The sequence below is a fragment of the Terrabacter sp. LjRoot27 genome (assembly GCF_964254175.1).
Taxonomy (GTDB): domain Bacteria; phylum Actinomycetota; class Actinomycetes; order Actinomycetales; family Dermatophilaceae; genus Terrabacter.
In genome coordinates this window covers 1,555,662-1,581,093 of the sequence record NZ_CAXUSS020000001.1, presented here as the reverse complement: position 1 = coordinate 1,581,093, position 25,432 = coordinate 1,555,662, and the positions used below count along the sequence as shown (strand labels likewise).

The 25,432-nt window shown below is 72.7% G+C and carries 23 protein-coding genes and 2 tRNA genes; 11 read left to right on the top strand and 14 right to left on the bottom strand.

All coding sequences use genetic code 11. The annotated features are described in order from the left end of the window. Positions 1-1,446: a 3-isopropylmalate dehydratase large subunit gene (gene leuC / locus ACSQ2D_RS07360; protein ID WP_435985313.1), complete on the bottom strand. Its 1,446-nt coding sequence runs from the start codon at positions 1,444-1,446 to the stop codon at positions 1-3. A gap of 152 nt (positions 1,447-1,598) precedes the next feature. Between leuC and ACSQ2D_RS07355 the strand changes: the two genes are divergently transcribed. The 3 genes from ACSQ2D_RS07355 to fgd all read left to right on the top strand — a co-directional run bounded on the left by ACSQ2D_RS07355 (position 1,599) and on the right by fgd (position 4,608). Further along, on the top strand, positions 1,599-2,351 hold the full coding sequence (locus ACSQ2D_RS07355) for an IclR family transcriptional regulator (RefSeq protein WP_020142814.1): 753 nt from the start codon (positions 1,599-1,601) through the stop codon (positions 2,349-2,351). A gap of 176 nt (positions 2,352-2,527) precedes the next feature. Then, positions 2,528-3,529 (top strand): L,D-transpeptidase family protein, encoded by a 1,002-nt coding sequence (locus ACSQ2D_RS07350; RefSeq protein WP_435985312.1) that lies wholly within the window; start codon positions 2,528-2,530, stop codon positions 3,527-3,529. A gap of 71 nt (positions 3,530-3,600) precedes the next feature. Continuing rightward, positions 3,601-4,608 carry a glucose-6-phosphate dehydrogenase (coenzyme-F420) gene (gene fgd / locus ACSQ2D_RS07345; RefSeq protein WP_435985311.1) on the top strand — a complete coding sequence of 336 codons (1,008 nt, stop codon included), beginning with the start codon at positions 3,601-3,603 and terminating at the stop codon, positions 4,606-4,608. Here fgd and ACSQ2D_RS07340 read toward each other — a convergent pair. Beyond that, complete coding sequence (locus ACSQ2D_RS07340) at positions 4,601-5,137, bottom strand: DUF4188 domain-containing protein (RefSeq protein ID WP_435985310.1); 537 nt, start codon at positions 5,135-5,137, stop codon at positions 4,601-4,603. The two genes, fgd and ACSQ2D_RS07340, sit on opposite strands and share 8 nt — an antisense overlap. A gap of 72 nt (positions 5,138-5,209) precedes the next feature. Between ACSQ2D_RS07340 and ACSQ2D_RS07335 the strand changes: the two genes are divergently transcribed. After that, on the top strand, positions 5,210-5,839 hold the full coding sequence (locus ACSQ2D_RS07335) for a MerR family transcriptional regulator (RefSeq protein ID WP_435985309.1): 630 nt from the start codon (positions 5,210-5,212) through the stop codon (positions 5,837-5,839). A gap of 92 nt (positions 5,840-5,931) precedes the next feature. Continuing rightward, positions 5,932-8,103 carry a bifunctional lysylphosphatidylglycerol flippase/synthetase MprF gene (locus tag ACSQ2D_RS07330; RefSeq protein WP_435985308.1) on the top strand — a complete coding sequence of 724 codons (2,172 nt, stop codon included), beginning with the start codon at positions 5,932-5,934 and terminating at the stop codon, positions 8,101-8,103. On the opposite strand, the gene ACSQ2D_RS07325 is transcribed toward ACSQ2D_RS07330, so the two are convergent. The 8 genes from ACSQ2D_RS07325 to ACSQ2D_RS07290 form a co-directional block, all read right to left on the bottom strand. Next, positions 8,088-9,815 carry an alpha/beta hydrolase gene (locus tag ACSQ2D_RS07325; RefSeq protein WP_435985307.1) on the bottom strand — a complete coding sequence of 576 codons (1,728 nt, stop codon included), beginning with the start codon at positions 9,813-9,815 and terminating at the stop codon, positions 8,088-8,090. The genes ACSQ2D_RS07330 and ACSQ2D_RS07325 overlap by 16 nt on opposite strands. 132 nt (positions 9,816-9,947) lie before the next feature. After that, positions 9,948-10,020: transfer RNA gene (locus ACSQ2D_RS07320), tRNA-Glu, on the bottom strand. A 91-nt stretch (positions 10,021-10,111) separates the two neighbouring features. Continuing rightward, positions 10,112-10,183, bottom strand: a tRNA-Gln gene (locus ACSQ2D_RS07315). A 57-nt stretch (positions 10,184-10,240) separates the two neighbouring features. Next, positions 10,241-10,996 carry an HAD family hydrolase gene (locus ACSQ2D_RS07310; RefSeq protein WP_435985306.1) on the bottom strand — a complete coding sequence of 252 codons (756 nt, stop codon included), beginning with the start codon at positions 10,994-10,996 and terminating at the stop codon, positions 10,241-10,243. A gap of 13 nt (positions 10,997-11,009) precedes the next feature. Further along, positions 11,010-11,657 (bottom strand): GNAT family N-acetyltransferase, encoded by a 648-nt coding sequence (locus tag ACSQ2D_RS07305; protein WP_435985305.1) that lies wholly within the window; start codon positions 11,655-11,657, stop codon positions 11,010-11,012. 9 nt (positions 11,658-11,666) lie between these two features. Continuing rightward, positions 11,667-13,283, bottom strand: coding sequence for a glutamate--tRNA ligase (gltX, locus tag ACSQ2D_RS07300; RefSeq protein WP_435985304.1), 1,617 nt, complete (start codon positions 13,281-13,283; stop codon positions 11,667-11,669). Between the two features lie 33 nt (positions 13,284-13,316). Further along, positions 13,317-14,096: a fumarylacetoacetate hydrolase family protein gene (locus tag ACSQ2D_RS07295; protein WP_020142824.1), complete on the bottom strand. Its 780-nt coding sequence runs from the start codon at positions 14,094-14,096 to the stop codon at positions 13,317-13,319. A gap of 41 nt (positions 14,097-14,137) precedes the next feature. Continuing rightward, complete coding sequence (locus tag ACSQ2D_RS07290; RefSeq protein WP_435985303.1) at positions 14,138-15,625, bottom strand: SagB/ThcOx family dehydrogenase; 1,488 nt, start codon at positions 15,623-15,625, stop codon at positions 14,138-14,140. Positions 15,626-15,695: 70 nt separating this feature from the next. Here ACSQ2D_RS07290 and ACSQ2D_RS07285 point away from each other — a divergent pair, with 70 nt between their 5' ends. After that, entirely contained in the window at positions 15,696-16,580 is an 885-nt protein-coding gene (locus ACSQ2D_RS07285; protein WP_435985302.1) for a 3-methyladenine DNA glycosylase, read from the top strand. A gap of 45 nt (positions 16,581-16,625) precedes the next feature. Here ACSQ2D_RS07285 and ACSQ2D_RS07280 read toward each other — a convergent pair whose 3' ends face one another. Continuing rightward, positions 16,626-17,150 carry a TolB family protein gene (locus tag ACSQ2D_RS07280; RefSeq protein WP_435985301.1) on the bottom strand — a complete coding sequence of 175 codons (525 nt, stop codon included), beginning with the start codon at positions 17,148-17,150 and terminating at the stop codon, positions 16,626-16,628. Between the two features lie 65 nt (positions 17,151-17,215). On the opposite strand from ACSQ2D_RS07280, the gene ACSQ2D_RS07275 reads away from it, so the two are divergent. Then, on the top strand, positions 17,216-17,614 hold the full coding sequence (locus ACSQ2D_RS07275; RefSeq protein WP_435985300.1) for a hypothetical protein: 399 nt from the start codon (positions 17,216-17,218) through the stop codon (positions 17,612-17,614). 327 nt (positions 17,615-17,941) lie between these two features. Here ACSQ2D_RS07275 and ACSQ2D_RS07270 read toward each other — a convergent pair whose 3' ends face one another. Both ACSQ2D_RS07270 and ACSQ2D_RS07265 read right to left on the bottom strand, forming a co-directional pair. Further along, the gene (locus ACSQ2D_RS07270) at positions 17,942-18,382 is read right to left on the bottom strand and encodes a VOC family protein (protein ID WP_435985299.1); all 441 of its coding nucleotides are present in this window, start codon (positions 18,380-18,382) and stop codon (positions 17,942-17,944) included. Between the two features lie 191 nt (positions 18,383-18,573). Beyond that, positions 18,574-19,131: a TetR family transcriptional regulator gene (locus tag ACSQ2D_RS07265; protein WP_435985298.1), complete on the bottom strand. Its 558-nt coding sequence runs from the start codon at positions 19,129-19,131 to the stop codon at positions 18,574-18,576. Positions 19,132-19,253: 122 nt separating this feature from the next. Here ACSQ2D_RS07265 and bioB point away from each other — a divergent pair, with 122 nt between their 5' ends. From bioB to bioD, 4 genes are read left to right on the top strand one after another with little or no spacing between them, the layout of a single operon-like run. After that, complete coding sequence (bioB, locus tag ACSQ2D_RS07260; RefSeq protein ID WP_435985297.1) at positions 19,254-20,330, top strand: biotin synthase BioB; 1,077 nt, start codon at positions 19,254-19,256, stop codon at positions 20,328-20,330. Next, positions 20,323-21,663 carry an adenosylmethionine--8-amino-7-oxononanoate transaminase gene (bioA, locus tag ACSQ2D_RS07255; protein WP_435985296.1) on the top strand — a complete coding sequence of 447 codons (1,341 nt, stop codon included), beginning with the start codon at positions 20,323-20,325 and terminating at the stop codon, positions 21,661-21,663. Before bioB ends, bioA begins: the two co-directional genes overlap by 8 nt. After that, on the top strand, positions 21,660-22,958 hold the full coding sequence (locus ACSQ2D_RS07250; protein ID WP_435985295.1) for an 8-amino-7-oxononanoate synthase: 1,299 nt from the start codon (positions 21,660-21,662) through the stop codon (positions 22,956-22,958). Before bioA ends, ACSQ2D_RS07250 begins: the two co-directional genes overlap by 4 nt. After that, entirely contained in the window at positions 22,948-23,667 is a 720-nt protein-coding gene (gene bioD, locus ACSQ2D_RS07245; RefSeq protein ID WP_435985294.1) for a dethiobiotin synthase, read from the top strand. Before ACSQ2D_RS07250 ends, bioD begins: the two co-directional genes overlap by 11 nt. Here the strand turns inward: bioD and cimA are convergent. After that, the gene (gene cimA, locus ACSQ2D_RS07240) at positions 23,646-25,226 is read right to left on the bottom strand and encodes a citramalate synthase (RefSeq protein WP_435985293.1); all 1,581 of its coding nucleotides are present in this window, start codon (positions 25,224-25,226) and stop codon (positions 23,646-23,648) included. The two genes, bioD and cimA, sit on opposite strands and share 22 nt — an antisense overlap. Between the last annotated feature and the right edge of the window lie 206 nt (positions 25,227-25,432).

Genomic DNA, 25,432 nt, shown 5'->3' with positions numbered 1-25,432 from the left:
TCAGGCCTCTCCGGTCGTCGCGGACGCCAGCTGGCCTTGGGTCCGGCTGGCACTGTCGAGGTCGGAGGGGCTCGACAGCGTGCCCCGGACGGCGGTCGCGGCCGCCACGAGCGGGCTGACGAGGTGGGTGCGGCCACCCTTGCCCTGCCGGCCCTCGAAGTTGCGGTTGGACGTCGACGCGCTGCGCTCCCCCGGGGCGAGCGTGTCGGGGTTCATGCCGAGGCACATCGAGCAGCCGGGCAGGCGCCACTCGGCGCCGGCCTCGGTGAAGACCTTGTCGAGCCCCTCGGACTCGGCCTGGAGGCGGACCTTGGCCGACCCGGGGACGACGAGCATGCGGACGCCGTCGGCGACCCGGTGGCCCTGGACGACGGCCGCCGCCGCCCGGAGGTCCTCGATGCGTCCGTTCGTGCAGGAGCCGACGAAGACCGTGTCGACCTTGATGTCGCGCAGCGGCGTGCCGGGCTCGAGGCCCATGTAGGCGAGGGCGTTGGCGGCGGCGAGGCGGTCGCTCTCGTCGGCGAACTCCTCGGGGTCGGGCACCGAGGCCGAGAGCGGGAGGCCCTGGCCGGGGTTGGTGCCCCACGTGACGAAGGGGGTCAGCTCGGCCGCGTCGAGGTCGACCTCGGCGTCGAAGACGGCGTCGTCGTCGGTGCGCAGCGCGGTCCACTCGGCGACCGCGGCGTCCCAGTCGGCGCCGGTCGGTGCGTGCGGGCGACCCCGGAGATAGTCGAACGTCGTCTGGTCGGGCGCGATCATCCCGGCGCGCGCGCCGGCCTCGATCGACATGTTGCAGACCGTCATCCGGGCCTCCATCGACAGGGCCTCGATGGCCTCGCCGCGGTACTCGATGACGTAGCCCTGGCCACCGCCGGTGCCGATCTTGGCGATGACGGCCAGCACGATGTCCTTGGCCGTGACGCCGTCGGGCAGCTCGCCGCGCACGTTGACGGCGAGCGTCCGGAACGGCTTGAGGGGCAGTGTCTGCGTGGCGAGCACGTGCTCGACCTCGGAGGTGCCGATGCCGAACGCGAGCGCACCGAAGGCGCCGTGCGTCGAGGTGTGGCTGTCGCCGCAGACCACCGTCATGCCCGGCTGCGTCAGGCCGAGCTGCGGGCCGACGACGTGGACGATGCCCTGGTCGGCGTCACCCATCGGGTAGAGGCGGACGCCGAACTCGTCGCAGTTGCGGCGGAGGGTCTCGACCTGGATCTTCGACACGGGGTCGGTGATGGGGCCCGGCGTCGTGGGGACGTTGTGGTCCTCGGTCGCGAGCGTGAGGTCGGGGCGGCGCACGGGCCGGCCGGCGAGGCGGAGCCCGTCGAAGGCCTGGGGACTGGTCACCTCATGGAGGAGGTGGAGGTCGATGTAGAGGAGGTCGGGCTCCCCCTCGGCGCGACGTACGACGTGTGCGTCCCAGACCTTCTCGGCCAGTGTCCCTGCCATGACTCCCTCTGACTTCCCTCCGCGGCGGCGTTCCGGTGCTCGAGCGCGTGCGCCATCGAGGACCTGGTCGCGACATCGCTCTTCGGCAAGCGTGAACCTTTTGTGGGCCAGGTGGATTGACGTCTCAGTGCCTGAGACGTCAGTATCAGTGCATGGACAACTCTTCAGGGGTCGGTGTTCTCGACAAGGCCGCCACGGTGCTCGGCGCCCTCGAGGCCGGTCCGGCCACCCTCGCCCAGCTCGTCGGAGCCACCGGACTCGCGCGTCCGACGGCCCACCGTCTGGCCGTCGCCCTCGAGCACCACCGCCTCGTCTCCCGGGACATGCAGGGACGCTTCGTGCTCGGTCCGCGCCTCGGCGAGCTCGCCTCGGCCGCGGGTGAGGACCGGCTGCTCGCAGCGGCCGGTCCGGTGCTCGGCGCCCTGCGCGACCACACGAACGAGAGCGCGCAGCTCTTCCGCCGCCAGGGCGACCAGCGCATCTGCGTGGCCGCGGCCGAGCGGCCCGTCGGCCTGCGCGACTCGATCCCGGTCGGCGCGACGCTCTCGATGCTCGCGGGCTCCGCCGCCCAGGTGCTGCTCGCGTGGGAGGAGCCCGACCGGCTCCACCGCGGTCTGCAGGGTGCGGCCTTCACGGCCACCGCCCTGTCCGGCGTCCGCCGCCGCGGGTGGGCCCAGAGCGTCGCCGAGCGCGAGGCCGGCGTCGCGTCGGTGTCGGCGCCGGTGCGCGGCCCGTCGGGTCGCGTCGTCGCCGCGGTCTCCATCTCCGGACCCATCGAGCGCCTCTCGCGCCAGCCCGGTCGGCTCCACGCGGCGACGGTCGTCGCCGGGGCCAACAAGCTGACCGAGGTGCTGCGTCGCCACCACGCCATGCAGCAGCAGCAACAGCAGCAGCACAACGCCTGACCCCGCCGGCTCCCGGCCGCCTCCCGACAACGGCGTCGGGGACGGCCGGTCGTGCACAACGGATCGGTCACGATCCGCATCGACACCCCGACTCGGACAACCATTCCCGACGTCGTCGCGTCACCCTCAGTGCAGTGCACGACGCACGGCACGTCGCGTTCAGACAAGGGGTCACGATGCAGACAGCCACCTCACCGCTCCGGGCCACGGGCGCCCTGCGCCGCGCCCTCGTGCTCGCCGGCGCCGTCGCCCTCGTCGCCGCGACGACGGCCTGCAGCCCCGACCAGGGGGCCGGGGTGGCTGCGACGCACGTCGGCCAGACCGCTGGGTCCAGCTCGTCCGGCACGCCGGCACCCACGGGCGAGACCCCCGCCGGCACCCCGAGCGAGACCCCGAGCGAGACCCTGAGCGAGACCCCGTCGACCACCCCGTCGGCCACCCCCACCACGGTCGCCCCGCCGACGACCACACCGGCGAAGCCGCGGCCCGCGCCCACCGCGACGGCCGAGCCGACGCCGGTGCCCGTCATCGTCCTCCGCGCCGGCGACACCGGTCCGAAGGTGCGCTCCCTGCAGGCGCGGCTGCGCCAGCTGAACTGGTTCGACGGCGACGTCAGCGACCGCTACGGCACGAGGACGACCGCCGCGGTCCGTGGCTTCCAGGCCAAGCGCGGCTTCGACGCGACCGGCACCCTCGACGAGCGCACGTGGGACAAGCTCGTCTCGATGACCCATCGCCCGACGGCCGACGAGCTCGCCAACGTCAAGCCCAAGCCGGCCGAGCCCGCGCCGGGGTCGATGTCGTGGGACGTCGACGAGCGCTGCATGACCGGACGCGTCATGTGCGTCAGCAAGTCGACCAAGCGCCTCACGTGGGTCGTCGACGGCATACCGCAGTACGGCTTCGACGTGCGCTTCGGCAGCGACGAGCTGCCGACCCGCGAGGGCGTCTTCTCCGTCTACCTCAAGAAGGTCGACGTCATCTCGAACCTCTACCACACGCCCATGCCGTACTCGATGTTCTTCTCCGGCGGCCAGGCCGTGCACTACTCCTCGAACTTCGCCCGCCTCGGCTACTCGGGCGCCTCGCACGGTTGCGTCAACGTCCGCAACAAGCCGCTGCTCATCCAGCTCTACAACGAGGTGCGGATCGGCGACAAGGTCGTCGTGCACTGGTGACGGCCCGACGGCGCCCAGGCACCCGGACGTAGGCTGACGGGGTCACTCCCCCACGGCCCGAAGGAGTCGGTGTGCTCAAGGTTGGTTGGAAGGCGTCCGCGGAGCAGTTCGGTCCGCGCGACCTCGTCACGTTGGCCACGCAGGCCGAGCAGGTCGGCCTCGACTCGGCCTTCATCTCCGACCACTTCCAGCCGTGGCGCCACCAGCAGGGGCACGCACCGTTCGCGATGAGCTGGCTGGCCGCGGCCGGCGAGCGCACCGAGCGGATCCAGCTCGGCACGTCGGTCATGACCCCGACGTTCCGCTACAACCCGGCCGTCGTGGCGCAGGCGTTCGGCACGCTCGGGGCCCTCAACCCGGGACGCATCGTCCTCGGCATCGGCACCGGCGAGGCCCTCAACGAGGTGGCCGTCGGCGCCGCCGGCTCGCCGTGGCCGGAGTTCAAGGAGCGCTTCGCGCGGCTGCGCGAGGCCGTGACGCTGATGCGGAGGCTGTGGACCGAGGAGCGCGTCGACTTCGAGGGCGACTACTACCGCACGCACGCGGCGACGGTCTACGACCGCCCCGAGCAGCCCATCCCCGTCTACGTCGCGGCGGGCGGCCCGCTCGTCGCGAGGTATGCCGGCCGGTCGGGTGACGGGTTCATCTGCACGTCCGGGAAGGGCCGCGAGCTCTACGAGGACAAGCTGCTGCCCGCCGTCGACGAGGGCCTGGCCAAGTCGGGGCGCACCCGCGACGACATCGACCGGATGATCGAGATCAAGCTCTCCTACGACCGCGACCCCGAGCAGGCGCTGCACAACGTGCGCTTCTGGGCGCCGCTGTCGCTCAGCGCCGAGCAGAAGCACGGCGTCGACGACCCGGTCGAGATGGAGCGCCTCGCCGACGAGCTGTCCGACGAGGAGATCGCCAAGCGCTGGATCGTCACGAGCGACCCGACCGAGGCCGTCGACGCGGTGCGCCAGTACGTCGACTGGGGTTTCAACCACGTCGTCTTCCACGCGCCCGGCCACGACCAGGGCCGGTTCCTCGAGCAGTTCTCGGCCGACGTGCTGCCCGGACTGCGCGAGCTCAGCTGACGACGCCCTCGGGGGTCGCGCTGTCGGTGGCGACCTCACGCCGGCCGATCCGGGCGTGCCGTCGACGGCTGCGGTCCTCGGTGAGGCCGAACGCCCTGCCGAGGCCGGTGGGCGGCATCCCGACGTAGAGGCTCTCGTGCGCGCCGGCCGGCACGGCGTACGTCTCGTGCCAGATGCCGACGGCTCCGGTGGCCTTGCGGCTGCGGCGGTAGAACGCCGTCCACGCGGGACGGTGGCGACGCTCGGGGTCGTTGGCGTAGGCGTACACCGAGTCGACGTCACGCCAGTACTGCACGAGCGTGGGCCCTCCGGCGCCGATGAGGGTGCGGGCCTCGAGGAAGCCGAGGTCGGGCCCCTCCCCCTGCGCGGCCGCGGCCTTGGCGGCATACAGCTCGGTGACCATGCCCGGCATGGCGGCGAACACCGGGCCCCAGAGGTCCGGGCGCCAGGGGTGGTTGACCCGCATGCCGATGAGGAAGACGGCGAGCTCGCCGTCGTGGGTGTGGCTGCTGTGGACGAAACCGGTCATGACACGCCTCTCGGATAGTGGTGCTATCCAAGTTTGGACAGTCATACTATCCAAAGTCAAGGGAGGACTCTCATGCGCATCTCGGAGCTGGCCGGCCGCACCGACGTCAGCATCCCCACGCTCAAGTACTACCTGCGCGAGGGGCTGCTCCATGCCGGGGAGGCCCAGGGCGCCACCCGCGCGAGCTACGACGAGAGCCACGTCGACCGGGTCCGCCTCGTGCGCACCCTCGTCGACGTGGGACGCCTCTCGATCGACCGGGTCCGTGAGGTCGTGCGGTCCCTCGACGACCCACCCGCCAGTCGCCACGAGCTGCTCGGGGCCGCCCACGAGGCCCTGCGCCCCTCGGCCCCCTCCGCCCCTTCGGCGGACGCCACGACCGAGTCGCTCGCCCGGGTGCGCGCCCTCGGGCCGCCGGGGTGCGAGCACTCGCCGGCCGGGCTCCAGCTCGCCCAGGCGCTCACCGCCGCTGCCGCCGGCGGGTGGAGCATCGACGACGCCACCTTGGCCACGTGGCACCGGGCCATGCTCTCCGTCGCCGAGACCGACGTCGCCCCCGCTCTCGCCACCGCCCCACCCGAGGAGGCCCTGCGCTACGCGATCGTCGGCACCGTCCTGACCGACCCGGTGCTGCTCGCCCTGCGCCGGGTCGCCCAGGAGGCCGTGAGCGCCCGGCGGCTCGGCGACACGCCCCGCCCGTGACTCGCCCGAAGCCCGGGCCGTCGGCGACAGCCGCGCACTAGCATCGGAGACAGGTCCACCGCGGACCGGGAACCCGGGAAGGGACCGCGCGCGTGACGACACCTTCGAACGACCTTGACGACGGGCCGGACCCCGGCCCGGCGGTCCGGGCGGTAGCCCTCGCCCGCCGGCTGCCCTTCACGCTCGCGGTCGTGGGCACCATGCTCGTCGTCGGGGTGGCGACGGGCACCTTGTGGAGCGCCCTCGAGGACCGGGACCTGCTCCACCACGTCGCCTACGGACTTCCCGCCCTCCAGGACGGCCGATGGTGGACACCCGTGACCGGGGCCGTCTTCGCCCTCACGCCGGGGCAGTACCTCCCCGTGGCCGGCGGCGCCCTGCTCATGGTCGGGTGGTCGGAGTGGCGCCTCGGCACCCGCACGGTCGCCGTCGCCGCGACCTCGACCCATCTCGCCGGCGTCCTGCTGGCCTCGCTGTTCCTCCTCGTCGTGGGAGGCACCGGCTGGGAGTGGGCCGCCCGGCTCGTCACCGAGCTGGACGCGGGGTTCAGCGCCGGCGCCCTCGGGGCCGTCGCCGCGGCGAGCGCCACCCTGACCCCACCGTGGCGCGGACGCCTGAGAGCCGTCCTCTCCCTCTACGCGGTCGTCGCGCTGCTCTACGTCGGACGCCTGTGGGACCTCGAGCACGCCATCGGCATCTCGGTCGGGCTCGCCCTCGGCCCCGTCCTGCTCGGCCGCCGTCCGTCGCTCGCGCTCCCCCGCTTCAGCCGTCACGAGTGGCGCGTCGTGTCGTCGGTCTTCTACCTCGTCAGCGCGGCGATCCAGATACTGCTCTACTTCACGCCCTCGAACGGCCCGCTCGGGGCGACGTCCGACGACACGGACGCCTTCAGCGTCCTCGTCAGCGCCGCCATCGCGCTCCTGCTCGCCGACGGCCTCCGCCGCGGGTCCCGTCGGGTCTGGTTCCTCGCGGGCGCGCTCGCGACCCTCTCCCTGCTGGCCCAGTCCCTGCTCATCGTCGTCGAGCTCGTCGCCCCCGACCAGCTCAACGCCGACGGCCAGGTCGCGACCTCCGTCCCGGAGCTCGTCGTCAGCGTCGTCATCACGGTGCTGCAGCTCGCCGTCCTCGTGCTCGGCAGGTCGGCCTTCCAGGCCCGGTCGAGCCGCAAGCGACGTGCGCAGCTCGCGACCGGGGCGAGCGAGCGTGACACCGCGGTCGCCCTGCTCAAGGAGCACGGTGGGTCGACGATGTCCTGGATGGGGACCTGGCCCGACAACCACTGGTACATCCACCGCGACCCGTCGGGTGCGCCCCTGGGCTACGTCGCCTTCCAGGTGCACCGCGGGACGGCCATCGCCCTCGGCGACCCCGTCGCAGCGGACGCGGCGACGCGCGCCGCCGTGCTGCAGGGCTTCGTCGACGAGCAGGAGACGCACGGGCTCATGGTGTGCTTCTTCTCCGTCACGCAGGAGGTCGCCGACTGGGGGCGGGCCCACGGCCGGCGCGACGTGCTCGTGGCCGAGGAGGCGATCATCGACCTGCCCGACCTCGAGTTCAAGGGCAAGTCCTGGCAGAGCGTCCGCACGGCCCTCAACCGGGCGACGAAGGACGGGATCACCTATCGCGAAGGGCGGCTCGCCGAGATGCCCCGCGGCCTGCTGACCCAGGTGCGCGCCATCTCCGAGCTCTGGGTGTCCGACAAGGGGCTGCCCGAGATGGGCTTCACCCTCGGGGGCGTCGACGAGGCCCTCGACCCCGACACGCGGGTCGGGCTGGCCGTCGACGCCGACATGACGGTCCACGGCGTCACGTCGTGGCTACCCGTCCACTCCGCCGGGGGCGAGGTCCGCGGGTGGACGCTCGACGTCATGCGCCGGCTGCCGGACGGGTTCCGGCCCGTCACCGAGTTCCTCATCGCGAGCGCCTGCCTGTCCTTCCGGGAGCAGGGCGCATCGTTCGTCTCGCTGTCGGGTGCGCCGCTCGCGCACTCCGGCGACGGCACGGCCGAGCGGGCCGCGCTCGAGCGGCTCCTCGACCAGCTCGGTGAGGCGATGGAGCCCCTCTACGGCTTCCGGTCGCTCGACAGCTTCAAGCAGAAGTTCCGGCCCCGGCACGAGCCGGTCTACCTCGTCTTCTCCGACGAGGCCGCCCTGCCGCGCATCGGCCTCGCCCTGACGTCGGCGTACCTTCCCGGGGCCTCCCTGCGCGACCTGGCCCGTGCCGGGCTCCAGTCGCGCAGGGACGACGCTCAGGTGTCCTTGTAGGGGCGCTTCTCGAGCACGGAGGCCAGCGTCGCCGTCTGGTCGGCGGTCCAGCCGGGCGGGTTCGTGACGGCGACCCAGGACTCGAGGTTGGACGTCGCGGAGTAGAGGTGGCCGTAGCCCATCGGGATGCTGCCCGCCCCCGGCAGGTCGAGCAGGACCTGCCACATCGTGACGAGCGGGAACCAGCCCATGTTGGCCGAGACGTCGGGTCCCCGGTCGCCGTTGGCGAGCCACTCGGGCGGGCTGAAGGCCATCGACGGCGAGAAGAAGACGATGGGGTCGCTCGCGTGCTGGAGGTAGACGAGCCGCGTCGGGCCCCAGCTCGAGCCCCCGCGGTCGAGGCCGTTCTGCTCGGCGGTGAAGCGCACCGTGCGTCCCTGCTCATAGATCGGGAGGTATGCCGGGCTGCCCGGCTCGCGCTGCGCCGTGAGCCGGGCGTGCAGGTCGTTGACGAACGGCGGCCCCGACATGAGCGCGCCGTCGATCGGCTCGTTGATGACGTTGATCGACGACAGGATGCTCTCGACGCCGAACGAGCCGAGCGAGAGGCCGTAGAGGTAGAGCTTGGGCCGGGTCGCCTCCGGCAGGGTCGACCAGTACTGGTGGATGGTGTCGAAGACGACGCGTGAGGTCTCGCGCACGGCGTCCTGGTCGGCGAGCAGCGAGATCCACGACGGCAGGTAGGAGTACTGCACGCCGGCGATGGCCGTGTCACCGTTCCAGAGGAACTCGAGGGGGTCGGTGCCGTTCTGGTCGAGGAACCCGGTGCCCGTCGTCGTGGCGACGACGAGGACCTTGCGGTCGAAGGCTCCGGTGCGCTTCAGCTCGGCGAGCACGAGGTCGGCCCGGCCCTGCAGGGTGTCGGCGGACCGGAGACCGGCGTAGACCCGGATCGGCTCCTTGGCGCCGCCGCCGCTCGCGGCGTCGATCTCGGCGACGGTCGGGCCGCCGCCGACGAAGTAGCGGCCCTGGCGGCCGAGTAGGTCCCAGCTCGACAGCGACTGCGGGCTGCCGGACCGCTCCGGCACCTGGGGCCGGTTCATGTCCTCGGCGATGAGGGTGTCGCGCGGGGCGAAGATGTTGTTGGCCACGGCGAAGAAGCCGTTGACGAGGACGCCGGTGAGCAGCGACCAGATGAGCGCGAGCAGGACCGCCGAGCCGACGACCACGGCGACGCGGCGGGGCAGCCGGCGTCCGAGCCAGCGGAAGACGGTGCGGAAGAGCAGGCGCAGGCTGCGCGCGACGACGAGGATGAGGGCCGCGAGCAGCGCCGTCACCCCGATGATGACCGGCCAGTCGGTCGGCGACACCGGCTCCATGCCGTAGAGGGTGCGGATCTCGTTCTGCCACCCGACCTGGCGCCACCCGGTGAAGACGGCCGCCCAGAGACCGAGGCCCACGAAGATCGCGACGAGGGCAAGGCGCGCGCGACCGGTGACGCTCGGGATCCCGAGGTAGCGCCAGATCGCCTGGGCGCCGGCGCCGATGCCGTAGCCGATCATCACGGTGACGCCCGAGGCGACGCCCTGCACCATCGCGCCGCGAGGCAGGAGCGAGGGCAGCAGCGACAGCGCGAAGAACCACGCCGCCACGGTGAGGCCGACGCCGGAGAACGTCAGGTCGAAGACGCGGCGGGGAGTGCCGAGTGCCGGGCGCCACGAGCGGCGACGGGCGGCGACCTCCGGAGGGGCGACGGCGATCGTTGCGGTCATGCGGCGGCTCCTTGCTCGGCGTGCCTATGACGAGCGTCAGCATAAGGTTTGCCGGCCGGGGAGACCCTTGACATGCACGAAGACCCCGGTCCGTGTGGACCGGGGTCTTCGTGTGCTCTCTCGAGCATCACGTAGCCCCGACGGGATTCGAACCCGCGCTACCGCCTTGAGAGGGCGGCGTGCTAGGCCGCTACACAACGGGGCCGTGAGCGGTGCCGAGCGGACTCGGCACGAGAAGAAACCTTACCGTGAAGGCTGGATTTCTCCGAATCGGCTCACGTTGCCGTGAACCAGAGCTGGGGTACCAGGACTCGAACCTAGAATGACGGAACCAGAAACCGTAGTGTTGCCAATTACACCATACCCCAAGGGGTTTCACTCCGAGCCTGCCTCGCGGCCGGTACGGGGTGAACCGAATGGGAATACTACCGGTCCGTGAGCGGTGGCCCAAATCGGCGGTCGAGCACCGCCGCGACCTCGTCCAGCCCACGCACGGTGGCGACCGGTTGGCGCGTCCCGAGACCCCCACGATCGAGCCACACGGCACGCAGGCCGGCGGCCTGGGCCCCGAGGACGTCCCACTCGATGCTGTCGCCGATGCAGACCACCCGGTGGGGCGGCGCACCGACGAGCCGGCAGGCCTCGAGGTAGACGCGCGGGTCCGGCTTGCCGAAGCCGAGGGTGTCGGTCGTCACGACGACGTCGAACCGCTCGGCGAGGTCGAGGGCCTCGAGCTTGACCCGGGTCGGCGCGTGGGCGGAGTTGGTCAGCAGGGCGACCGGGAGCCCCTCCTGCTCGGCCGCGGCGAGCAGGCCCGGCACGTCGGGGAAGAGGCGCTGGGCGCTGCGGAAGGCCGGGGCGTACGTGTCCTCGAACGACCGGTGGGCGCCGTCGGGGACCTCGAGGCCGAAGGCCAGCGCCACCTCGGCGAGCCGGCCCGACCGCATCGCGTCGAACGGGACGTCGCCGGAGGCGTAGCGCGGGAACCAGCGCTCCGGGTCGTCGTAGTAGCGCTGCGCCATGGCGCGGTGGTCGTCGTCCGAGCGGTGCGGCCAGAGGGCGGCTGCCGCCTCGGTGCCGGCGGCGACCATCGCCTCCTGCGTGTCGACGATGGTGTCGTCGACGTCGAGCAGCACGGCGTGCACGCCGTCGAGGACGGCGGCCAGGGTGGGTGCGTTCACGCGGTGACTCCTGTCACGGGTCGAGGCCGAAGAGGGGCAGTGCCGGGTCCATGCCCTCGATGACGACGTGCCGGGACCGACCGGACGCGTCCCACGTCGCCCGGTCGAGGCGCACGTGCTGCAGCGTCTCGCCCGAGTGCTCGAGCACCGAGCGGTGGGTGTCGTGGTAGCCGAGGGAGCGCGAGACGCCGAGGGAGGACGCGTTGCCGACGACGGCCGAGCTGATCGCCGCCTCGGCGTGCAACGGGCCGAAGGCGAGCGCGAGCACCGCAGCCCGCATCTGCGTGCCGAGCCCTCTCCCCCGCGCCTCGGCCACGAGCCACGACGAGGAGTCGACGGTGCGGTCCGCGCGCCAGTCGGGCCCCTCGAGCCACTGGGCACCCACGACGCGGCCCGCCAGCCGGACGACGAAGGGCAGCGCCCAGTCGTCGGGCGACCACATCCCGAGGGCGCGCCAGTACCCCTGCGCGAGGACGGCCCGACGGTTCGCCGGGATGTCGAGGCCGGCATACGTCGTCGCGTGCGGGTTGAGCTCGAGGTCGGCGGGCAGCAGGGCCCACAGGGTCGGCAGGTCCGCCTCGGTCATGACCGTCAGGTCGAGGTCGGCCGTGCGCAGGCGGATGCCGTGCAGCGGCCAGGACCAGCCCTCGGCGCCCTCCACCCCGTGTCCTCAGATCGAGTCGCGCAGCGACCGGAGGCGGCTCAGGGTCGAGGTCTTGCCGAGGATCTCCATCGACTCGAAGAGCGGCGGCGAGATGCGCGCCCCCGAGACGGCCGTGCGCAGCGGGCCGAAGGCGAAGCGCGGCTTGATGCCGAGACCCTCGACGATGGCGGCGCGGAGCGCCTCCTCGATGCGGGCGGCGTTCCACGGGCTGCCCGTGCCGAGGACGCCGGTGCCGTGGTCGTCGATGTCGCCGAGGACCTCGAGGGCCGCATCGAGCACGGCGGGGGCGTCCTCCTTGAGCTGCGCGCGGGCGTCCTCGTCGATGACGAGCTGGTCGTCGGCGACGAAGAAGGGACGGACGAGCGCGGGCGCCTCGGTGAGCAGGGCCATACGGGTCTGGATGAGCTCGGCGACGGACTTGAGGCGCGCGAGCTCACCGAGCGACTGCGTCTCGCCGAGGACACCGTCGGCGACGAGGTAGGGAAGCAGACGGCTCGCGAACTCGCCCACCTCGAGCGACCGGATGTAGACGCCGTTGAGCCAGTCGAGCTTCTTGAGGTCGAAGATCGGACCGATCGGGTTGACCTTGGCCCAGTCGAACGTGCGGCTGAAGTCGTCGAACGTGAAGACCTCGACGTCCGTGCCCTCGGCGTCCTGCTGCGGCGGATAGGCAAGCAGCGCAAGGAAGTTGACGAGGGCCTCGGGAAGGTAGCCCTGCTCGCGGAACCATGTGAGGCGCGCGGCGGGGTTCTTGCGCTTGGAGATCTTGGACTTGTCGGTGTTGCGCAGCAGCGGCATGTGCGCGAACGTCGGCGGCTCGAGCCCGAGCCAGCGGTAGAGCAGGACGTGCTTCGGCGTCGAGCTGATCCACTCCTCGCCGCGCACGACGTGGGTGATGCCCATGAGGTGGTCGTCGACGACGACGGCCAGGTGGTACGTGGGGAACCCGTCGGCCTTGAGGATCACCTGGTCGTCGGGGCGCGGCGCCGAGACCTTGCCGCGGATGACGTCGTCGAAGACGAGCGGCACGTCGTCGGGGACGAGCATGCGCACGACCGGGGTCTCGCTGAAGCCGGGCAGCGCGGCGCGCTCCTCGCGGGTCTTGCCGACGCAGAGACGGTCGTAGCCGGTCGGCTGCTTCGTCTTCTGCTGGATCTCGCGCATCTGGTCGAGGCGCTCCTTGGAGCACCAGCAGTAGTACGCGTGGCCGTCCTCGAGGAGCCGCTCGACGTAGGGGCGGTAGGTCTCGAGACGCTCGGACTGGCGGTACGGCGCGAAGGGCCCACCGATGTCCGGGCCCTCGTCCCAGTGCAGCCCGAGCCACGCGAGGGTGTCGTAGAGCTGCGCCTCGGAGTCCTCACGGAAGCGCGCGCGGTCGGTGTCCTCGACCCGCAGGACGAACTGGCCGCCCTGCTGCCGGGTGAAGGCGAGGTTGAAGAGCGACATGTACGCCGTGCCGACGTGCGGGTCACCGGTCGGCGACGGCGCGACGCGGGTGCGCACCGGGCCGGAGCCGTCCGAGGTCGAGACGCGCGCGCCCTCCTCGGTGCGGATCTCGACGAGCTCGCCGGCATCGCTGGCGGTGGAAGACGGCATACCTGTGCTGGTGGTGTTGTCGCTCATGGTGCGACCCAGCCTAGTGGGAGCCCGAAAGGGTCAGCGACGCACGAAGGTGTTGGTCAGCGACCCGATACCGGCGATCTCGACGGTGACCTGCTGGCCGGCCTCGACGAGTCCGACCCCCGCCGGGGTGCCGGTGAGGATGACGTCACCGGGCAGCAGCGTGAAGGCCGCCGAGGCGTACTCGATGATCGTCGCGATGCCGTGGATCATGTCGGCGGTCGTGCCGTCCTGCTTCACGTCGCCGTCGAGCGTCGTGACGATCGAGAGGTCGGCCGTGTCGAGCTCGGTCTCGACCCACGGGCCGAGCGGGCAGCTCGTGTCGAAGCCCTTGGCGCGGGCCCACTGGCCGTCGCTGCGCTGCCAGTCGCGCGCCGTGACGTCGTTGGCGATGGTGTAGCCGTAGATGCACTCGGCCGCGTCCTTGGCCTTGACACCCTTGGTGATGGTCTTGATGACGACCGCCAGCTCGCCCTCGTAGGAGATCTCGCTGCTCCCGGCCGGCAGGACGACCGGGTCGAACGGACCGACGACGGCGGTGTTGGGCTTGAAGAACATCATCGGCTCGGCCGGTGCCTCGCCGCCCATCTCCTTGGCGTGGTCGGCGTAGTTCTTGCCGATCGCGACGATCTTGGAGCGCGGGATGACCGGCGCGAGGAGGCGCACGTCGTCGAGCATGACGGGCGGCTGCCCGCTCGGCTGGAGACCGATGTAGAGCGGGTCGCCGGCCAGCGGCGTGATCACCTCGCTGCCGGGGTCGCCCTGGACGATGCCGTATGCCGGGTCGTCCCCGGTCGTGAACCTCGCGATGCGCACGCGCCCACCCTACGACGGGTGGGGCTTCGCCGCGGAGGCGGTCAGCGCGGCCAGACGATGGTGACGTCGGCCGGCGACCCGGGCTGCCCGCTGGGTCGGGTGCGGTACTCCGGCACGCCGACGCACGTCCACAGCAGACCCGCCACGTCCGTCCCGAGGAGGTGGACGAGGTCGGAGTCGCGGAAGGTCATGCCCGACGCCGCCGCGCCCAACGCGTACGCCATGAGGTGGAGCCGGCCCTCGGCGAGCCCGGCGAGCAGCTGGGCCTCGCGGTAGCCGTGGTCGTCGAGCCCGTCGAGCCCGTCGAGCCCGTCGAGCCCGTCGAGGGGGATGCCGCTCATGGCGACGAAGGAGGCGTCGCGGGCGAGTCCCTGCTCGAGGGCGGCCGTGAAGAGCTCGTCGCGGACGGACGGCTCGTCGAGCGGGCGCACGGGCGACGCGAGGTCGGGCCAGCGGTGGATCCCGGTCGGGACGTCGTCGACGCCGCTGACCCCCACCCAGTGCGGCACGTCGATGCCGCGCAGCGAGGCGCTCATCGCGTCGACGAGCACGTGGCGCGGGAGGGAGCGCTCGGGGTGGAGCCGGCGGATCGACCCCTTGCTGACGACGACGGCGTCGGTGGTCGGGCCGCCCTCGGAGGTGAGGTCGACCGGCGCCCCGCGCTCGAGCTCGGCGCCGAGCGTGCGCTGCTCCCCCGCGCGCTGCGCGGCCGTGACGAGCGGGAACTCGAGGCCGTCGGCGTCGTGGTGGCCCGACATCGGGTCGCCGGTCAGGTGCACGGCCGGGTCTCCGGGGCCGAGCGCCACGAGGGCTACCGGGAACTCGTGCACGCGGTCAGCGCCGACGAGCGCTGCCACCTCGGCGTCGGGGAAGGCGGTGAAGAGGCGCGCCGTCAGGCCTGCCGAGTCGGCGAGGGCGAGCGTCTGGGCCAGCATGGTGCCGGCGTCCCAGTAGACGTGGCGGAAGCCGCGCTCGCGGTAGCGCCAGCCGGTGCGCCACGGCACCCCCGTGACGACGACGGTCACGGCGTCACCCGACGGCGGCGGGCCGAGCACGACGAGAGCATGGGCCTCCGGGTCGTACCAGTGCAGTCCCGGCTCCAGCCCGTCGACCGCGGCCCCGCGCGGGACGGCGACGTAGAGCTCGAGCGGGAAGCGGGCCCCCGCGGAGCCCGCGGCGCGGAAGAGCATGACCCCGCCGTCGGGCCGCGTCGTGCGCCGGGTGACCCCGGACGACAGGTAGAGCAGACGGGCCAGGCCGGGGAGGTCGAGCCGGCTCGGCTCGACGTCCGCCGTGCCCGCGAGCACGGCGGTGGCGGGAGCCGACGACGCGGGGAGGTCCGGCGGCAGGAGGACGCGCCGCAGGTCGTCGTCGTAGCGCTTGTAGGACTGCGGTCGCCGCGTCACGTCGTTGGGGACGAGGTCCTGGACGAGCCGGTCGTCGTCGGGGACCTCCGTCCACTCCCGCTCGGGGGTGTAGGAGGTCAGGCGGTGCAGCAGGTGGGTGGGCCGCTCGGCGTCAGGTGCCATGAGGCCATCCTGCCGTCGCGGCGGCCCTGCGCGGTGAGGTTCGGCGCCGGGAGTCGCCTACCCTCGTGGGGTGCAGGTCCTGGGTGAGCCGGAGTGGCGAGAGCGGACGGCGGCGCACGAGGCGCGGGTCGACGCCGCGACGTCGGCGCACCTGGCCCGTCGTCGTGACCACCGGACGCACCCGGTCGAGGACTTCCTCTTCACGTACTACTCCTTCAAGCCCGCGCAGCTGCGTCGTTGGCACCCCGGGGCCGGGACGTGCCTCGCGGAGGCTGCTGACGCGCCGCACGCGGAGTGGCGGTTCTACGCGGTCCGGGGCGACGTCGTCGGCGTGGACGTCGAGGCCTTCACCGCGGCGCGCGGCGACACGTTGCGCTTCGTCCGCGAGCTGCTCGTGCGCACGGCGGGTCGGCCGGCGCGGTTCGGTTGCTTCGGGCTGCACGAGTGGGCCATGGTCTACCGACTCGACCCGTCCGACGTGCGCCACTCGGGGTGGCCGCTGCGGCTCGGTGCCGCCGGGACCGACGCCGTGGTCGAGAGCCACCAGGTGGCCTGCTCGCACTTCGACGCGTACCGCTTCTTCACGCCCGAGGCGGCGCCGCTCAACGCGCTGGCGCCGACCCGCGAGCTCCAGTCGGAGATGGAGCAGCCGGGCTGCCTCCACGCCGGGATGGACCTCTACAAGTGGGCGCACAAGCTCGTGCCCGCGGTGTCGAGCGACCTCGTCATGGACTGCTTCGAGCTCGCCCGCGACATCCGGGCCCTCGACATGCGCGCGGCCCCCTACGACCTGCGCGAGCTCGGCTACGAGCCGGTGCGGATCGAGACCGCCGAGGGCAAGGCGGAGTATGCCGCCGCGCAGCGCGGCTTCTCGGCCCGCGGTCAGGCGCTCCGCGCCCGCCTCGTCGACGCCATCGACCGCATCCCTACCGCCGCCGCGGCACCACGAGCGTGATCCGCCGCCCCGGCGGGGCCAGCCGGATGGTGCCGGGGTCACCGGTCACCAGTCGAGTCCGCCTCGGAACCAGTGCGTGCCGTCCAACAGCACGGTGGGCGAGCCCGGAGCGCCCACGTCCTCGAGCACGATGTGCGTCCAGTCGTCCTCGTGCCCCCGGGCCCAGGCCAGCCACCGACCATCGGGAGAGAAGGCCGGGGAGGAGTCGTTGATCCCGGACTCGTAGTCGGCAGCCGTGTCATCGGTGACCCACGCGACGGTCCCGGCTCCCTCGCTCCCCGGGATCGGCAGCGTGACGACGGCGACGTCCATCTGCAGCAACGGGGTCCCGTCCTCGTGCGTCGACGCGCAGGGACGGGTGGCGCTGAAGGCGATCCGTGTGCCGTCGGGCGACCAGTCCGGGCTCGCGGGCCACGCGCACCCGGGGGCCACGTCGGTGAACGCGGCTGCAGTCAGGGGCGGCCCGCCTGCCAACACCGCCTCGACGGCAGAGGCGGGCGCGACGACGAGCTGGCTCAGCGACCAGTCTCCCGTGCCCGGATCCTCCCGGTAGAGCGTGGCAGCGGCCACCGGTGGCATGCCAGGCCGGCTCACCGAGGTGGTCGCCGGGGGCTACCGCCGTCAGTGGATGCACCGTGCCGGCCGGCACGTCGACGGCCACGAGGTCGTCGCGCCACCCCGTGTCGTCGGACTCCGACCGCGAGACCGCACAGATGACGGTGCCCGCGTTCTTCCAGACCGGCGTCGTCCCCTCGACGGGCAGGTCCGCGACCGGCGCGCCGGCGGACGACAGCACGGGCAGGTGCGTCGGCACGACGGCGTCGCTGCTCATGAAGACCAGACGGCTGTGGTCCGGCGACCAGGACGCGTCACGGTCGGAGATGAACGGGCTTCCGGACGACTGGTCGGTGAAGCGCCGCACGGCACCGGTCGCCACGTCCACCCCGAAGATGTCCTCCTGCGACGTCGGCTCGGTGCCGTCGATGGTCCACGCGAAGAAGAGGATCTCCCCGGTCGGGGCGCCGTGGCCGTGACCGTGACCGTGGCCGTGGCCGTGGCCGTGGCCCGTCGCCGGGCCCGGCCCGTGTCCGTGGCCCGGCGTGGGTCGCCGGCCCTGGCCGGTCCTGGGCCCACCCTCGTGCACCCGCTGCCCGCGCTCGGCAGCACCCGGCGGCCACCACCCCGACGGACCGTGTCCCTCTCTCGACGTCCTCGTGCGACCTGTGGTCATGGGAAACCCCTCCTGGATCTGCTCGACTCCCTCCACCGTGTCACCGGACGCACTGCCCGGACGCGGAATGGGGCGAACCGGACGGATGCCACATCCGGGCTCGCGTGAGCAGGGCACCGACTCCCGGGCGTCAGCGTGCCCGGGCGGCCTCGGGGGGCTCTGCGGCCTCGGGGGGCTCGGCGGGCTCGGAGTCGTCGACGTAGAGACAGAACGGGTGGCCCGCGGGGTCGAGCAGCACGCGGACGTCCTCCTGAGGCTGGAAGTCGGCGAGCTCCGCACCCACCTCGACGGCATACGCCACGGCGGCCTCGAGGTCGTCCACCTCGAGGTCGAGGTGGAGCATCATGATCGGCTTGCCCGGCTCACTGGGCCATACCGGGCGCACGTAGTTCGGCTCGGTCTGGAACGACAGGTTGTAGCCCGCGGTCTCCGACGACGCGAGCGTCGCCCAGTCGGGGGTGTCCTTGTAGAGCGTCCAGCCCAGCAGTCGCTCGTAGAAGTGCGCGAGCACGGAGGCGTCAGGGGCGTCGAGCACGACGCCGAACCAGTGCTTCGTCGTTCGTAGCGGCATCACCCCAGCATGCCAAGGGCGAACGCCTCGGAGGTGGGGAGAAAGGTGCCGATCGACGTATCAGCCGTGACCCCACTCGCTCTGAGGGGTGTCGGCGAAGGTCCAGGCACGCGCGTCGACGATCTCCACCCTTCAGGGGGTGGTGCTGGGCGGGGCCTGGACCGCCCAGCACTGACGACGTCCGGGGACGCTCAGCGGGAGGTCGCGAGCCCCCGCACGATGACGGAGAGCCCGACCTCGAAGGCCTTGGCCTCGGTCGTCGCGTCAGGCGCCGGGAGATCGGGGTCGACGGACGCGGCAAGTGCTCGATCCTGCTGCCCCGCAACGGATCCCAAGATGTGGTGCACGACGAGTGCCGCCACCTCGTCGCGCTCGGAGGCCGGCGCCCCGGCGTCGTGGACGAGGCGGGCGATGTCGCGGAGCGCGCGGGCGGCACCCGGCTCGACGGCATACGCGAGCCCGACGACGTCGGCGGCGTCCGGAACCTGCACGAGCGCGTCGCGCACGGCGACGGCCAGGCCGACGAGCGCGTCGGCCGGCGGGCGGTCGCCCGACGGGGCCGGGATCTCGGCGAGCAGGACGTCGGCCACCTCGACGAGCAGCTCCTGCTTGTTCGCGACGTGCCAGTAGAGGGCGCCCGGGGCGACGCCGAGCTCGCGGGCGAGGCGGCGCATCGACAGGTCGCCGAGGCCGTAGCGCCGCAGCAGGTCGACGGCGGTCGCGACGACCTGGTCCCGACTGAGTGCCACGCGCTCCCCTGCCCTCGACGGACGGGTCCGGCGGACCCGCGTTGACAGCCGAGCCTAGCGACTCGGCATACTGAACACCGTTCAAGTTGAACACCGTTCAACGCAGCGCGCAAGGAGCCCGCATGACCCGCCGATTCGACGACCTCGCCGACGCCGTCCTCGCCGGCACCCCCGCGACCCCCGACGACGCCCTCGACGTCCTGCGCGCCACGGACGAGGAGCTCCTCGCCGTCGTCGCGGCCGCAGCACGCCTGCGCCGCAAGCACTTCGGCAACACCGTCAAGGTCAACTACCTCGTCAACCTCAAGTCCGGTCTCTGCCCCGAGGACTGCCACTACTGCTCGCAGCGCCTCGGCTCGCAGGCCGACATCCTCAGATACACCTGGCTCAGGCCTGACGAGGCGATCGAGCAGGCGGCCGCCGGACTGCGCGGCGGCGCGACCCGGATCTGCATGGTCTCGAGCGGACGCGGACCGACCGACCGCGACGTCGAGCGCGTGGCCGGGATGGTCGGCGCCCTCAAGCAGGAGCACCCCGACGTCGAGGTCTGCGCCTGCCTCGGCCTCCTCAAGGACGGCCAGGCGGAGCGGCTGCGCGAGGCCGGCGTCGACGCGTACAACCACAACATCAACACCGCCGAGTCGCACCACGACGACATCGTCACGAGCCACACGTACGCCGACCGCGTCGACACCGTGACGAAGGCGAAGGAGGCGGGCCTCTCGCCGTGCTCCGGCCTCATCGCCGGCCTCGGCGAGACCGACGAACAGCTCGTCGAGGCGCTCTTCGCCCTCCGGGACCTCGGGTCCGACTCGATCCCCGTCAACTTCCTCATGCCGTTCGACGGCACCCCGCTCGAGGGCACGTGGGAGCTGACGCCCGGACGCTGCCTGCGCATCCTGGCCATGGCGCGGATCGTCTGCCCCGACAAGGAGATCCGCATCGCCGGGGGGCGCGAGATGCACCTGCGCTCGCTCCAGGGCCTCGCACTCCACGTCGCCAACTCGCTCTTCCTCGGCGACTACCTGACGTCCGAGGGGCAGGCCGCGGAGGCCGACCTCGAGCTGATCCGTGACCACGGTTTCGTCGTCCTCGGTGCCGACGAGTCCACCACCGGTCCGGCACTCCCGTCCGCGGCCACGCACGACCCGGCCAAGCGGCGTCGGGGGGCCGGCACCGACCTTCCCGCCAATGCCTGAGCCACTGGGAGCCCCGCTCACGGCCCGTGACCGCGGGCTCGTCTGGCACCCCTACGCCCCCCTCGACGGGCCCGAGCCGTATGCCGTCGAGGGCGCCTCGGGCGTCCGCCTGACCCTCACGTCACCCGACGGAGAGCAGTTCCAGGCCGTCGACGCGATGGCGTCGTGGTGGTGCGCCGTCCACGGCTACCGCAACCCCGTCCTCGACGCCGCGGCCCACGAGCAGGTCGACCGCTTCAGCCACGTCATGTTCGGAGGGCTGACCCACGAGCCCGCGGTCCGGCTCGCCGAGCGCCTCACGGCGATGGCCCCCGGACCGATGGCGCACGTCTTCTTCGCCGACTCCGGCTCGGTCTCGGTCGAGGTCGCCCTCAAGCTGGCCCTGCAGTACCAGGCCGCGCGAGGACGTCCCCACCGCCAGCGGTTCCTCACCGTACGCGGCGGCTACCACGGTGACACCTTCGCGGCGATGAGCGTGTGCGACCCCGTCGACGGCATGCACTCGGCCTTCCCGGGCGCCCTCGCCCGCCAGGTCTTCGCCCCGAGACCCCCTGCGGCACGCCTCGTCACGACGGCGACCGGCGAGGACCACTGGGAGACCGACCGGGCTGCGCTCGAGGCCTGGGCCGCCGAGGTGCGCGTCCTCGCACAGACGCACGCCGACGAGCTCGCCGCGGTCGTCGTCGAACCGGTCCTCCAGGGCGCCGGTGGCATGCACGTCTACCACCCGGACTGCCTGCGGGTGCTGCGCGAGGTCGCCGACGACCACGGCCTGCTCCTCGTCGTCGACGAGATCGCGACCGGATTCGGTCGCACCGGTCGGCTCTTCGCCTCGGAGTGGGCCGACGTCGCCCCCGACGTCATCTGCGTCGGCAAGGCGCTCACCGGTGGATACCTCTCTCTCGCAGCGGTGCTCATGACCAGTCAGGTCGGCGAGGCGATCACGAGATCGGAGTTCCGAGCCCTCCTGCACGGCCCGACCTTCATGGCGAACCCGCTCGCGTGTGCCGTGGCCAACGCGTCCGTCGAGCTCGTCGAGACCACGTGGAAGGACCATGTCCCCCGAGTCGGGCGTCTCCTCGCCGAGCGTCTCTCTCCCGCTGCCGCACTCCCCCACGTCGCCGACGTGCGCACGCTCGGAGCCGTCGGCGTCGTGCAGCTCACGTCTCCGGTCGACGTCGCTCGCGTCACCCGCGCCGCGCTGCGCCGCGGCGTCTGGGTGCGTCCCTTCCGCGACCTCGTCTACACGATGCCCCCCTACGTCTGCACCGACGACGACGTCCGGCTCATCGCCGAGGCGGTCGTCGGCGCCGTGGCGGAGGTCCACGGATGAGCGGCTGGGACACGTGGCTGGCGGAGCGCTCCGACCTCCGGGCCGAGCGCGGCACCGAGCGCTTCGACCCCGTCCTGCGGCTGGGCGGCCCTCGGCCCGGGTCTCGTGACCCGCTCGACCTCGCCTCGAACGACTACCTCGGCCTGTCCCGCGACGACCGGGTCGTGGCCGCCGCGCACGCGGCGCTCGACCGCTACGGGGCGTCCGCGACCGCGAGCCGGCTCGTCACCGGCACCCTTCCCGTCCACCGCGACCTCGAGGCCGCCCTGTGCCGGCTGACGGGCCAGCCGAGCGCGCTCGCCTTCTCGACCGGGTATGCCGCCAACCTCGGGGTGCTGACGGCGCTCAGCGGGCGCGGGGCCGAGATCCTCCTCGACGGCCACGCGCACGCCTCCCTCCACGACGCCGCCCGCATGTCCCGGGTGCCCTACGCCACGTTCGCCCACAACGACGTCGACGCCCTCGACCGGGAGCTCGCCGACAGACCGGACCGGAGGGTCGTCGTCGCCGTCGAGTCCGTCTACTCGGTCCTCGGCGACGCCGCGCCCCTGAGGTTGCTCGTGGACGTCTGCCGCCGTCACGGCGCCCTGCTCGTCGTCGACGAGGCGCACGGCATCGGGGTGGCCGGCCACGGCCGCGGCCTCGTCCACGAGCTCGACCTCGTCGGGGCGCGGGACGTCGTCGTGACGATGACCCTGTCGAAGGCGCTCGGCTCGCAGGGCGGAGCGGTGCTCGGCTCGACCACCGTGCGCCACCACCTCGTCAACACCGCGCGCAGCTTCATCTTCGACACGGGGCTCGCGCCGGCGTCGGCGGCGGCAGCCTGTGCCGCCGCGGACCTCGTCGGCGACGACCCCAGCCTGGCGGCCGCGGTCCGCGCCAACGCCGCCACCATCGCGGCGATCTGTGGCATCGAGCGAGCGGCCGGTGCGGTCCAGTCGCTGCCGATGCCCTCGCCCGAGAGCGCCGTCGCCGCTGCCCTCGACCTGCGCGCCCAGGGCGTCCTCGTCGGCTGCTTCCGGCCGCCGAGCGTGCCCGACGGCGTGTCGCGCCTCCGGGTCACGGCCCGCGCCGACCTGACCGGCGCCGACCTCTACGAGGCTGCCCGGCACGTGGCCCGCGCGGCCGCGATTCACGGTGTGGCTCCCGGCCCCGGTACCGTCGAGGGGCCACGGGCAGGGGACGCTCCCTCCCCCGTCCGTGGCCTCCCGTCGGTCGCGGCCGTCGAGGGCGTGCAGCCACCGGCGCCACCCTCCCCGCTCGGGTCGATCCCACCGCACGGCGATGATGCCTGAGCCGCGCGTGCCCCGGGTCGTCGTCGTCACGGGCACCGACACCGACGTCGGCAAGACCGTCGTCACGGCGGCGGTCGTCGCGACGGCACGGGCCGCGGGACTGGACGTGACGGCATACAAGCCCACGCAGACGGGGGTGGCACCCGGCGAGCCCGGCGACATGGCCGAGGTGGAGCGACTGACCGGCGTCGCGACGGTCGAGGGAGTGCGCCTGAGGGCGCCCATGGCGCCGAGGCCGGCCGCCGCCCTCGAGGGCGCCGACCTCCCCACGCTGGCCGACCACGTGGCCCGCGTCGCGGACCTGGGCGTACGCCACGACCTCGTCGTCGTCGAGGGTGCGGGCGGCCTGCTCGTCGAGCTCACCGACGCCGGCGAGACGCTGGCCGACCTCGCGACGGCACTGCCCGACAGCGGCGTCGTCGTCGTGGCGCGCAGTGCGCTCGGCACGCTCAACCACACGATGCTGACGCGAGAGGCCTTGTCCCACCGAGGAGTCCGGTCGCTCGGGATCGTCATCGGCGCGTGGCCCGACGACCCTGACGTCATCGAGACGACGAACCGCGACTACCTCGCCGCCCTCCCCGAGGGGCTCCTCGGTGCCATCCCCCTCGGGGCCCCGCACCACGACGCGTCGACCTTCGCCGCCGCCGCCCCCGGCTGGCTGCCCGGGCTCGCCGAGCGCCTGGCTCAGCGCCTCGGCACACCCTGACGCAGCAGGCCGTGCACGATGCCGTCGGTGAGGGCGCGCCAGGACGCTGCGAGGATCGAGCCGGCGACGCCGATGGTGTCCCACGACGTCTCGCCGTCGGAGGTCTCGATGAGCACGCGCGTCACGGCGTCCGTGCCGTGCGAGGCGTCCAGGATGCGCACCTTGAAGTCGATGAGCTCGATCTTCTCGATCTCGGGGTAGGCGCGGGCGAGGGCCTCGCGCAGGGCGTGGTCGAGCGCGTTGACGGGGCCGTTGCCCTCGCCGGTCGCGATGAGGCGGGCACCGTCGGCGCGCAGCTTGACCGTCGCCTCGGACGTCGCGTCACCCTCCCCGGAGGAGTCGGTGATGACGCGCCACGACTCGACCTCGAAGTAGTCGGTGCAGCCCGGCTCGAGCGCCTCGCGGAGCATCAGCTCGACGGTGGCGTCGGCGGCGTCGAAGGTCCATCCCCGCAGCTCGAGGTCCTTGACCTCGGCGAGCACCGCCGCGACGACGTCAGGCCGGTCGGAGAGGTCGAGCCCGGCCTCGCGGGCCTTGAGCTCGATGCTCGCCCGCCCCGCCATGTCGGAGACGAGGGTGCGCATGCCGTTGCCGACGAGCGAGGGGTCCATGTGCTGGTAGAGGTCGGGGTCGACCTTGAGCGCGCTCGCGTGCAGGCCCGCCTTGTGCGCGAAGGCGCTGGCACCGACGTAGGGCTGGCGGCTGTAGGCGGGGACGTTGGTCACCTCGCTGATGGCGTGCGCGATGTGCATGGCGCGCCGGAACGCGTCGGGCTCCATCACGTCGAGCCCGAGCTTGAACTGGAGGTTGGCGGCGACGGTGAGCAGGTCGGCGTTGCCGGTGCGCTCGCCGTAGCCGTTGACCGTGCCCTGCACGTGGGTCGCGCCGGCGCGGACCGCCGCGACGGAGTTGGCGGCCGCGCAGCCGGTGTCGTTGTGGCAGTGGGCGCCGACTCGGGCCCCGGTCGAGGCGATGACGTCGGCGACGACCTCCTCGACCTGGTGCGGGAGCATGCCCCCGTTGGTGTCGCAGAGCACGACGACCTCGGCGCCGGCCTCGTGCGCGGTGCGCACGACCGACAGGGCGTAGTCGCGGTCGAGGTGCCAGCCGTCGAAGAAGTGCTCGCAGTCGAGGAAGACGCGGCGGCCCCGGCCGACGAGGTGGCTGACGGTGTCACGGACCATCTCGAGGTTCTCCCCGAGGGTCGTGCGCAGCGCCCTCTCGACGTGGCCGGTGTGGGACTTCGCGACGAGGCACACGACCGACGCCTCGGAGTCGACGAGGGCACGCACGAGGGGGTCCTCCGCCGCGACCCCGCCGGCGCGACGGGTGGCCCCGAAGGCGGCGAGGGTCGCGTGACGCAGGTCGAGCTCGGTCCTGGCCCGCTCGAAGAACTCGGTGTCCTTCGGGTTGGCTCCGGGCCATCCGCCCTCGATGAAGTCGACCCCGAGATCGTCGAGCAGCCCGGCGATGGCGAGCTTGTCCGACACCGAGAGGTTGAGCCCCTCCTGCTGGGCGCCGTCGCGCAGGGTGGTGTCGTAGACGTGCAGCGCTTCCATGACCTTCATTGTCCTCGATCTCGGGGGTTCGGCCGACCGCCTGTTCAGGGGCGGGCGACGCGGGTGTGGCGGGCGGCCCGGTCTCTTCTCGTGGTCGCGGCGGCCGGGGTGGTGGCCTTCGCGGTGTCTCCGTCGGGGTGGTTCGGGAAACAAAAAGACCCCCCAGGGTTGGGAGGTCTGCGCGACGAGGGGTGCTCGTCGCGCTA

What these genes read in the sequence shown, in the direction of transcription:
- leuC (WP_435985313.1), bottom strand. Translation starts at nt 1,446, where the DNA reads ATGGCAGGGACACTGGCCGAGAAGGTCTGGGACGCACACGTCGTACGT.
- ACSQ2D_RS07355 (WP_020142814.1), top strand. Translation starts at nt 1,599, where the DNA reads ATGGACAACTCTTCAGGGGTCGGTGTTCTCGACAAGGCCGCCACGGTG.
- ACSQ2D_RS07350 (WP_435985312.1), top strand. Translation starts at nt 2,528, where the DNA reads ATGCAGACAGCCACCTCACCGCTCCGGGCCACGGGCGCCCTGCGCCGC.
- ACSQ2D_RS07340 (WP_435985310.1), bottom strand. Translation starts at nt 5,137, where the DNA reads ATGACCGGTTTCGTCCACAGCAGCCACACCCACGACGGCGAGCTCGCC.
- ACSQ2D_RS07335 (WP_435985309.1), top strand. Translation starts at nt 5,210, where the DNA reads ATGCGCATCTCGGAGCTGGCCGGCCGCACCGACGTCAGCATCCCCACG.
- ACSQ2D_RS07325 (WP_435985307.1), bottom strand. Translation starts at nt 9,815, where the DNA reads ATGACCGCAACGATCGCCGTCGCCCCTCCGGAGGTCGCCGCCCGTCGC.
- gltX (WP_435985304.1), bottom strand. Translation starts at nt 13,283, where the DNA reads ATGAGCGACAACACCACCAGCACAGGTATGCCGTCTTCCACCGCCAGC.
- ACSQ2D_RS07290 (WP_435985303.1), bottom strand. Translation starts at nt 15,625, where the DNA reads ATGGCACCTGACGCCGAGCGGCCCACCCACCTGCTGCACCGCCTGACC.
- ACSQ2D_RS07270 (WP_435985299.1), bottom strand. Translation starts at nt 18,382, where the DNA reads ATGCCGCTACGAACGACGAAGCACTGGTTCGGCGTCGTGCTCGACGCC.
- bioB (WP_435985297.1), top strand. Translation starts at nt 19,254, where the DNA reads ATGACCCGCCGATTCGACGACCTCGCCGACGCCGTCCTCGCCGGCACC.
- bioA (WP_435985296.1), top strand. Translation starts at nt 20,323, where the DNA reads ATGCCTGAGCCACTGGGAGCCCCGCTCACGGCCCGTGACCGCGGGCTC.
- ACSQ2D_RS07250 (WP_435985295.1), top strand. Translation starts at nt 21,660, where the DNA reads ATGAGCGGCTGGGACACGTGGCTGGCGGAGCGCTCCGACCTCCGGGCC.
- bioD (WP_435985294.1), top strand. Translation starts at nt 22,948, where the DNA reads ATGATGCCTGAGCCGCGCGTGCCCCGGGTCGTCGTCGTCACGGGCACC.
- cimA (WP_435985293.1), bottom strand. Translation starts at nt 25,226, where the DNA reads ATGGAAGCGCTGCACGTCTACGACACCACCCTGCGCGACGGCGCCCAG.